This window comes from Zooshikella ganghwensis DSM 15267 (assembly GCF_000428585.1).
In the GTDB taxonomy this organism is placed as follows: Bacteria; Pseudomonadota; Gammaproteobacteria; order Pseudomonadales; family Zooshikellaceae; genus Zooshikella; species Zooshikella ganghwensis.
This window is the reverse complement of sequence record NZ_AUAF01000177.1, coordinates 1-8,202: the sequence shown is the minus strand read 5'-3', so window position 1 is coordinate 8,202 and position 8,202 is coordinate 1. Positions and strand designations below refer to the sequence as shown.

The 8,202-nt window shown below is 37.8% G+C and carries 7 protein-coding genes and 2 pseudogenes; 3 read left to right on the top strand and 6 right to left on the bottom strand.

All coding sequences use genetic code 11. The features are described 5' to 3' along the window. Positions 1-156: pseudogene (locus F607_RS34305) on the bottom strand (IS982 family transposase); the annotation flags it as partial. A 147-nt stretch (positions 157-303) separates the two neighbouring features. Between F607_RS34305 and F607_RS0122625 the strand changes: the two are divergent. Next, the gene (locus tag F607_RS0122625) at positions 304-918 is read left to right on the top strand and encodes a TetR/AcrR family transcriptional regulator (RefSeq protein ID WP_027709896.1); all 615 of its coding nucleotides are present in this window, start codon (positions 304-306) and stop codon (positions 916-918) included. A gap of 149 nt (positions 919-1,067) precedes the next feature. After that, the gene (locus F607_RS0122620) at positions 1,068-2,177 is read left to right on the top strand and encodes an alkene reductase (RefSeq protein WP_027709895.1); all 1,110 of its coding nucleotides are present in this window, start codon (positions 1,068-1,070) and stop codon (positions 2,175-2,177) included. A 27-nt stretch (positions 2,178-2,204) separates the two neighbouring features. Here the strand turns inward: F607_RS0122620 and F607_RS0122615 are convergent, their stop codons facing one another. Then, entirely contained in the window at positions 2,205-2,675 is a 471-nt protein-coding gene (locus F607_RS0122615; protein ID WP_157365570.1) for a hypothetical protein, read from the bottom strand. A 108-nt stretch (positions 2,676-2,783) separates the two neighbouring features. Then, positions 2,784-3,836: a methyltransferase domain-containing protein gene (locus F607_RS0122610; RefSeq protein ID WP_027709893.1), complete on the bottom strand. Its 1,053-nt coding sequence runs from the start codon at positions 3,834-3,836 to the stop codon at positions 2,784-2,786. A gap of 426 nt (positions 3,837-4,262) precedes the next feature. On the opposite strand from F607_RS0122610, the gene F607_RS33145 reads away from it, so the two are divergent. Further along, positions 4,263-5,420 carry a retropepsin-like aspartic protease gene (locus F607_RS33145; RefSeq protein ID WP_027709892.1) on the top strand — a complete coding sequence of 386 codons (1,158 nt, stop codon included), beginning with the start codon at positions 4,263-4,265 and terminating at the stop codon, positions 5,418-5,420. Between the two features lie 185 nt (positions 5,421-5,605). Here F607_RS33145 and F607_RS0122600 read toward each other — a convergent pair whose 3' ends face one another. The 3 genes and pseudogenes from F607_RS0122600 to F607_RS0122590 form a co-directional block, all read right to left on the bottom strand. Next, a complete protein-coding gene (locus F607_RS0122600; RefSeq protein ID WP_027709891.1) occupies positions 5,606-6,991 on the bottom strand; it encodes a TRAP transporter large permease in 1,386 nt (461 codons plus the stop codon). Continuing rightward, positions 6,991-7,605 carry a TRAP transporter small permease subunit gene (locus F607_RS31200; protein ID WP_084611382.1) on the bottom strand — a complete coding sequence of 205 codons (615 nt, stop codon included), beginning with the start codon at positions 7,603-7,605 and terminating at the stop codon, positions 6,991-6,993. Before F607_RS31200 ends, F607_RS0122600 begins: the two co-directional genes overlap by 1 nt. 405 nt (positions 7,606-8,010) lie before the next feature. Continuing rightward, a pseudogene (locus tag F607_RS0122590) lies at positions 8,011-8,202 on the bottom strand (hypothetical protein); the annotation flags it as partial.

Below are 8,202 nucleotides of genomic sequence, written 5' to 3'. Positions count from 1 at the left end.
CCCAAAAAACTCGCCGATGAGCTCCATTGCAATCACTTCAGGATCAGAAAGGGAAGGCATAGTCCCTCGTTCACGTAATCGCTGGCCTTTAAGTAAATCATTAAAGGTATCATCAACCCAGCAATAAACTGCTATGATAAACTCTTCTACTGACATCCCCTGTCCCTTTGAATTTGTTTCGGCAAAACAAAGGTTGGGGTCAGGGGTTGTCATTTCAAACTAATAAAAGTCGAGCATCGCGTTATAATAGGTTTTAAAAAAAACACTAGACGACCGGTCTAATTAGCTGCTAGTATTAACAACATGAATCGTAGTGAACATCAAGATACCCGAGAAACAATCCTGAGAGCTGGTGAGTTGTTGATTCTCAGTAAAGGGTTTTCAGCTGTAGGATTGTCCCAAATATTAGCTCAGGCAAAAGTGCCTAAGGGGTCCTTTTACCATTATTTTAAGTCAAAAGAGCAGTTTGGTGTGGAGTTAATTCGACGCTACTTCAGCCATTATGGACAGGTTCTTGATGAGTTGTTCAATCAACCTGAAAAAAGTGGCAAAGAAAGACTGATGTCGTATTGGCTGCACTGGTTTGAAACACAAACAGATGAGTGTTGTGATAAACAGTGCTTAGCAGTCAAGCTTTCAGCTGAGGTCTCTGACTTATCGGATGATATGCGATTAATGTTGAAATCAGGTATTGATGCAATCATTGGTCGAATAGAAGAGTGTGTAGTGCTTGGTATAAGAGATAGTTCTTTGCCCGCTATGTTAGATGCAAGACTTACAGCAGTTGTGTTGTATCAGCAATGGATGGGGGCGAGTCTGATGACGAAAGTACGACGAGATGATTCAGCCATAAAAACGGCTATGATGATGACAGAGCAAGTGCTGGCTTCAGATTCGGTGTTTAAAAAAGAATCCTAGCATTAATCTCTTTTTGAGAACCCCTTAAATAAAGTTTAAATGAATGTGTGACCTCAATGAGGCTATAGAATCTACTCCAAAATAGCCTCATTTTTTTAACTACTTTATAGACGACTGGTCTACTAAATATATTTAAAAGGATGTCTAAGATGGCAAAAAGTCCCTTATTAACACCATTTCAATTGGGAGATATTACTTTACCAAACCGAGTCATTATGGCTCCATTAACGCGTTCCAGGGCTTCACAGCCAGGCGATATTCCAAATCAACTAATGGTTGAATACTATCGCCAGCGAGCAACATCAGGCTTGATTATCACGGAAGCCAGTCAGATATCACCTCAAGGTAAGGGTTATGCGTGTACTCCTGGCATTTATACTGATGAGCAGGTAGAAGGCTGGAAAGCTGTAACGAAAGCTGTCCATCAAGAGGGCGGAAAGATTGCTCTCCAACTATGGCACGTTGGTCGTATTTCTAACCGTATTTTACAACCTGAAAACCAATTGCCTGTTGCTCCATCAGCGATTAAAGCCGAAGGTGCTCGCAGTTATAATCTTATAAATGGTAAATTGACGCGGATAAGTACTGACTTGCCCAAAGCTCTAACAGTAGAGGAAATAAAAGGAATTCAAGCTGACTATGTAAATGCTGCTATAAATGCCATGAAAGCTGGATTTGATATGGTTGAGCTTCATGCTGCTAATGGTTATTTACCTGACCAGTTTTTAGCAAAAAACAGTAATCAACGTACTGATGAGTATGGTGGTAGCATCGAGAATCGTGCTCGCTTCCTTTTAGAAACAGTGGATAAAATGATTGATCAGCTTGAACCAGGTAAACTTGGAATTCGGCTCTCACCAATGGGTACGTTTAATGATATTGATGATGATGAGGCTGATGAAGTTGCTTTATATGTATCCAGTGAGTTAAATAAACGAAAGATAGCTTATCTTCATTTAAATGAGCCAACTTGGGCGAATGGTCGGCCTTATAGTAATACATTCAGAGATAAACTAAGGCAGAGTTTCAAAGGTGCAATTATTGTTTGTGGGGCTTATGACAAAGAGCGCGCTGAACAAGTTGTGACTTCAGGCTGGGCAGATTTAGTTGCATTTGGTCGTCCTTTTATTGCTAACCCTGATCTGGTTAATCGCTTTAAATATAACTCAGAATTAAATGAGCCTGATCCTGATACCTTCTATGGTGGAGATGCTAAAGGTTATATTGACTATCCAATGTTTGAAACAACAGCTGTTTAGACAATAAAGCGATACAAACTCATGTTGTCATTCAAATATATGTTTGGAAAGTACTAAAATTAAGCCAAATATTTGAAAGAAGAGCGCAATACTATTGTAACGGCTATTTTTACTTATTAATTGATTTGATTGCATGTCTAAGTAGACTTTCTCCTCATAAATATTGTTTATTTTTTGGAGAGTCTCTTGTTTGTATCGATTCATATTTTCCATGGTAAAAGGGTAAATACGATTAGCATTGGCTAAAAGTGTCTGTTTTGGGTTTTCTACTCCAATAGATGTTAAAAATTCTACAGAAAAAAGAGTTATATAATGCTGACTTGAGTTAGATGCTATAAGAATTAACAGCGTGTCTTTTTTCTGTTCTAGTACCTGGTAGTCTTGCCAAAGCTGGGTTATAAGTTTTTCTTTAGACTGACTATCACTTTGCAGTGTTTCTATTCTTTTTTGATTTTTAGAAACAATATGGTCACTTAGCAGTGCAGAAGCCGAAGTCATTATAACACCAGTAAAAATAAGCGTTAATGATATCAGGTACTTGCTTCGTTGATTCATGCTTTTTAAATCAATAGCTTATTAGAGGTACAACTTACCATTTGGGTATTGTTAGCAGCATCCTAAACGATCAGTACTTTCATTAATAATTGCTTTATCGAAAGGAATATCGATTCCGCACTCTGTATAGGGACCAAAGTGCTTGTCAAAACTACCTATAAATTCAAAGTGTGGTTTAAAGCGAGTTTCATTTAACATTCGCCATGTATTGCCACAAACAGAGTATACTTTTCCTTTTTCAAAAATATGATGTTTGTCCAAAGTTATGCAACTTTCAAAGTAAGGAATAGTTCCCTTATACACTACCGCCTGACCATAATCTTCACAGTTATCATCCAAAAGAGGTAACTTGAAAAGTCGATAAGTTGCAGAATAAAACTCAATGTTTTTAAGCTTTTGTTGTATTTCCGAATTTTTAATCATAATAGGTCGGTCATTAACTAAGCGTGGGTCTGTAAAACCTGAGTTTTTGGCTATTGATAAAAAGTCTTGCCAATACAGTGCGCCACTTAGACACTCGCCATAAAGCTGGCTATCATTCTGTAGCGTTTGTGGCACTCGACGACTAGCGTATACATCTGAAAAGTAAAGCTCGCCACCTGCTTTAAGTAGTTGATAGGCTTGTTCAAATACTCTCTTTTTAGCTGGCGATAAATTAATGACACAGTTAGAAACAATAATGTCAAAACTGTTAGGCATAAGTCCTAGTGAGAGTAGATCTTCAATATAACCTTGATAAAAGGTCACATTATTATTATCGTAGCTAAACTGTTTTTGGTGGTAGTCCTTAAATTCGTTAGCAACAGCAATTTGTTCATCGGTCATATCTACACCATGTACCTGACCTTTTTCTCCAACAAGATGAGCCAATACATAGCAGTCACGTCCACTACCACAACCAAGATCTAGGACCTTGCAGTCATTGATTAACGCTGGGACTATAAACCCACAACCAAAATACCGATTTTTTACCGTTTCATGAACCAGTGCCATTGCCTGCTGAATGTCAGGTGTAGGTTGGTCAGAAGTTGTACAGGCATCTGTTTGAAGGTCCTGTGACTTTTTTAAGACTTTACCATAGTAGTTTTTAATATGATCTTGCATGATGTCTCTTTGGTTGTTTTTTTCTGGAAGTGTATTTACCCATACACGAATGATTTCTAGGTTTTGTTATCTTCATCCCTCAACCCAAGCACCTATTAATATTGGCTTATGGGGCTTCATCGCTTGATGGTCGCATCTAAAAAGCCATTCGTATTGGGTATAGTAAACATCTTTTAATGCAGGTTTTCATAAAGAGTTCCTCCCCTTTATTTAAGGGGGAGGTTAGGAGGTGGTTAAAGAAGCTAGCCAGTAAATAACAAGCCTTTAGTATAAAGTGACAACCCCCACCCTAACCCTCTTGTGTTCTGTGGGTATGACGATGATTTATACAGAGTATAAGGTATGTTTAGACTAAAAAGTTGCAATTGTGTATATCTACAATCATTATAGTGTTCATTACTGTTATCAATCAGTATGAGCTATATAATGAGAAAAATACTTAACTTTTTAGTAGTGCTAAGTGCAGGTTTTACAATAGGTTGGTATGGACATTCTTTCTGGCAAGGTCTTAGTACGTATGATAGACAACAGTTAATATCTGTTTTTGATACAAGTGAGCCTAGTAAGTCAGCAGCTTCACAGGTACCTTCTGATCAGGACTCTAATATGCTGGCATTTAGAAGTGCTCTGCATGTTAGAGATAATCAACTCATTATTTCCTCATACCATGCATTGGTATATAACCATCCTGAAATGCAGGCAGAAGCGAATATTCGCTTGAGAGAATATCTTCAAGAAGAATTAAACGCAAAGCGATTCTTATATCTTATCCCTTTATTGGAAGAGTTTTTGAAAACATATCCACATGAGACAAGTGCCTGGAATATACTGGTTGAAAGCTATTTGCAAACAGGAGATAAACGGCAAGCAATTTTAACACTCTATAAGCTTGAGACTAACCTTGATGATTATGAGGCTATTGAAAAAGTTAAGTCGAGAATTAAATTACTCGTCCAAGCTTACGATCAGCAGTTACTTCAAGATAATCTTTTACCTCAGCTATTAAAGTTTTATGAGGGGTTATCTTTTATTGATGAAAGCAATTACAGCTATCTTTTTCGAAGGGCTGAACTTTTTGCACAGTTAAAGGATTATACTCAGGCTTTGAGTCTTCTAGACTACTTACAAAGCGATTCTAAGTGGGGCGCAGCAGCAAAGCGTTTAAAAGATAAAATTAATGAAAAAATGAGAGCTAAAGAAGGTATTTTATTAACTCGACATGGTGAACACTTTATAGTACCGGTTGAACTCGATAGTCAGCATAAGTTAAGTTTATTAATTGATACCGGAGCAAGTTTATCTGTTATTTCAAAAGCATCTTTTCAAAACTTGTCTGGAGGTAACATAGCTCAATATCAAAACCAGGTAAGAATGAATACTGCGGGGGGACAAGTTATTGCCCCTGTGTATCGTTTTAAAAGTATTACCATTGCTGGACGCAAGCTGAATGATATTGACGTTGCTGTAGTAGATATGTCCCAATCAAATGCATATCAGGGCTTATTAGGAATGAATTTTCTCAAGTTCTTTCAGTTTGAGATAGACCAGGAGCAAAGCCTGCTTTTTTTAGACCCAAAGCACTAGAGAGTTAAAGCACTATAATCCCATCTGCAAATGTTAAAAACCTTCGCTTTTTGGGTATTACTACCAAAGGCTGGATAAAGCCTATCGAACTGTTTGCCGCAAGAATATGGCAACTAAACCTCTAATGGTTTATGGTGTGTTCGACGGGCATTGTGCAGTCCAAAGGTACTTATCCACGATGTGGGTTACTGTACTCCATACATTTGCTCTGGTAGCCATGTAACAATTTTAGGCCAACACGCTAAAATAATAAGTACGAGTAATTGAATTAAAATATAGGGTGCAACCCCTTTATATATTTGTATTGTTTTTACGTGATTTGGTGCTACACCACGCAAATAAAATAAAGCAAAGCCAAAAGGTGGCGTTAAAAAAGAGGTTTGTAAATTTACAGCAATCATTACACCTAACCAGACAGGGTGAAGACCCATGGCTAATAACACTGGGCCAACGATAGGTACTACCACAAAGGTTATTTCTATAAAATCAAGAATAAAACCAAGTAAGAAAATAACAATCATGACGATAAGTGTTGCTGTAAATACCCCGCCAGGCATTGTACTAAAAATACTATGAATAACCTCATCACCACCATATGCTCTAAATACCAGTGAAAAAACAGAAGCGCCTATCAGAATCATGAAAACCATACATGTTACTTTTGTCGTTGACTGAACAACTTCTGCAAGTTGCTTCAGGTTCAACTGTTTTTTAGTAAGGGCTAACAATGTAGCACCTAATGCACCAACACCAGCAGCTTCTGTTGGTGTTGCAATGCCTGCTAATATTGACCCTAGTACTGCAAAAATTAATAAGAGTGGAGGTACCAGGTGTGTAAAGAGTGAGTTTGCGCGGTTAACGTTTTTTTGTAAAACCTGTTTATCAACAGCAGGTGATGTTTCGGGTTTAATCAATGCTAAAATAAATTGAAAAACAACGTAAAAAAAGACAAGTAATAAGCCTGGCATTAAGGCTCCGACAAATAAATCACCAACAGAAACGGTTTTCAGTGAATATAACCCTAAGCTTAGTTGAGCTTGTTGGTATGCACTTGATAAAACATCCCCTAACAATACCAATGCAATAGAAGGGGGAATTATTTGACCAAGAGTGCCTGTAGCACAGATTGTACCGGTTGCAAGAGAGGGGCTGTAATTTTGCTTTAGCATTGTTGGTAGTGAGATTAATCCCATCGTTACCACTGTTGCGCCCACAATACCAGTACTTGCGGCCAGTAACATCCCGACAATAGTTACAGATATGCCCAAGCCTCCAGGAAAGCGACCAAATATTAGTGCCATACTTTCTAAAAGATTTTCTGCAATTTTAGATTTTTCCAGCATAACTCCCATAAGCACAAAAAGTGGTACGGCCATTAGTGTTTCATTAACCATCGTGCCATAGAGCCGACTTGGTAGTGCTGTTAAGAAAGATGTGTCGAATATACCCGCAACTATCCCCCCACTGACAAACAGTAAAGCGGTTCCGGCAAGTGAAAAAGCCACAGGGTAGCCTAGTAATAATACTAAACAGACTACAACAAACATGAGGAGTGGAATTAGTGCTTCCATTACACATTCACTCCTTTTTTTGGCTGGTGATTCCAAGCGTTATTCAGAATGAGAATTGAGCGAAATAACTCAGCGCATCCCTGTAATATTAATACAGCACACATTATAAGAATGAATGTTTTTAATAAAAAAACACCGGGTATACCTCCTGGTTCGCTTGAGCTTTCTGTAATAAGCCACGATCTTGTGACGTAATCCCAGCTTATGATGGCTATAAAAAAACAAACAGGTAGTAATAAAAATAATGAACCTAGTGCATCAATAAGTGCTTTACGTTTTGTTGACATTTTTCGATATAAAATATCCACTCGTACATGAGCATTGTGTTTAAGGGCATAACCACTCGCCGTTAGGAAAATAAACGCATGTATATAATGTGCAGATTCTTGTAGAGCAATAGAGCCAATATTGAATACATAGCGAAGTAAGACAACAAGAAAAACAGCAAACATGAGTAGCAGTGTCAACCAAGATACAAAGCGGCCAATGTTTTCGGTGAGTTGATCTACCTGGATGGTGATTTTGTGAATTACTATCAAAGCTCGATTAAATGGAGTGTTGTGGTGAGGTTGAACAAATGGGTTATTATTCGTGTGATTGTTGTCTTTAGTCATTATTATTATCCCAGGTTACAACACGACAAATGCCTGATTTTAGAGAGGCTCAAAGCGAAAAATCGATTTCTATACCCTTCACGAATCATTTTTATGCGAGCAATCCATAGTGCTTACCTTATTATCCTAATGGAGCAGCGCATGAGTCCAACTGTGTTTCTGACACATTAATAGCTTTTTGTTTGTGTTTTAGGTTCGAATCCTTTTTGAAAGCACTTATTTTATTATGTTTAATTGGCTTGGTATCTCATACAAATCTCTAGGGGCCTCTAGTGGTCTAGTGATTATGGTGAATACTCCTAATTTATTTTTATTGGCTCTATATGGATTCCTAGGGGGTTATATCAATAGCTCTACTAGATCATTAAGTAAGCTTTTTCCTCGGCACTTTATATTGTACACAAACTCAAATAATGCTAAATAAAAAGGTAGTTTTTCTTGAGAAATACCTCGATGAGGTCTTAACCATGAGCGTAGTAATGACCAACAACCTTCAATGGTGTTAACATGTACTTCGTGAAAACCATCCCCATCTTCATCACGAGCATACTCCCCTTTCCCATGACAAACGGTTTTATGTTGATATCCCCAACTCTT

Coding starts and splice junctions, on each gene's coding strand:
- F607_RS0122600 (WP_027709891.1), bottom strand. CDS start 6,991: ATGGAAGCACTAATTCCACTCCTCATGTTTGTTGTAGTCTGTTTAGTA.
- F607_RS0122620 (WP_027709895.1), top strand. CDS start 1,068: ATGGCAAAAAGTCCCTTATTAACACCATTTCAATTGGGAGATATTACT.
- F607_RS33145 (WP_027709892.1), top strand. CDS start 4,263: ATGAGAAAAATACTTAACTTTTTAGTAGTGCTAAGTGCAGGTTTTACA.
- F607_RS0122615 (WP_157365570.1), bottom strand. CDS start 2,675: ATGACTTCGGCTTCTGCACTGCTAAGTGACCATATTGTTTCTAAAAAT.
- F607_RS31200 (WP_084611382.1), bottom strand. CDS start 7,605: ATGACTAAAGACAACAATCACACGAATAATAACCCATTTGTTCAACCT.
- F607_RS0122625 (WP_027709896.1), top strand. CDS start 304: ATGAATCGTAGTGAACATCAAGATACCCGAGAAACAATCCTGAGAGCT.
- F607_RS0122610 (WP_027709893.1), bottom strand. CDS start 3,836: ATGCAAGATCATATTAAAAACTACTATGGTAAAGTCTTAAAAAAGTCA.